At 51.4% G+C, this 784-nt stretch carries 1 pseudogene; it reads left to right on the top strand.

Features of this window, described 5'->3' with window-relative positions:
* Window positions 1-255: 255 nt before the first annotated feature.
* Window positions 256-784 (top strand): annotated as a pseudogene (locus AC1DRJ_RS30640) (nitrite/sulfite reductase); the annotation flags it as partial.

Raw genomic sequence — 784 nt, forward strand, 5'->3', positions numbered from 1 at the left:
CCGTTGGATGGAGCGAATGGCTCATATCTTTTCATTGAACCCCTTGCATTATTTAGGGGCCAAGGGGGGATCAGCTCAGATCACACGGATTGAAGCGGATCCGATATTTTCTGCATCGCTTTTCGCCGCCTCATTCGAAGAATCTGATCCGCTTTTTTATCGATGATGTGAATCTGTTTTCCAGATCTGCATCGTAGGATAGTTGCCATCGAAACTGCCCTGTACTAGAGGGTAGGCGCTGATGAGGCCTTTACGATGTACCGATATGACGACTATGACCGTGCTTTGGTGCACGAGCGTGTGGCTCAATTCCGTGATCAGGTAGAACGCTTTCAATCTGGTGAACTGAGCGAGGAAGAGTTCCTACCGTTGAGACTGCAGAATGGCCTGTACATGCAAAAGCATGCCTACATGCTCCGCGTAGCAATCCCCTACGGTACCCTTGCGGCCCATCAGCTACGCACGTTGGCGCATATCGCTCGAGAATATGATCGGGGATATGGCCATTTCACGACTCGACAGAACTTGCAATACAACTGGATCGAGCTCCATCAGGTGCCCAACATATTGGAGCGGCTTGCTGAGGTCGACATGCACGCGATCCAGACCTCAGGCAACTGTGTCCGCAACATTACTACTGAAGCATTTGCCGGGGTCGCAGCCGATGAATTGATGGATCCCCGCCCTCTGGCCGAGATACTTCGTCAGTGGTCGACTATCAACCCAGAGTTTCTTTACCTGCCTCGCAAATTCAAGATCGCCATCTGTTCTGCTGACCAGGATC

This window comes from Pseudomonas sp. P5_B2 (genome assembly GCF_056400445.1).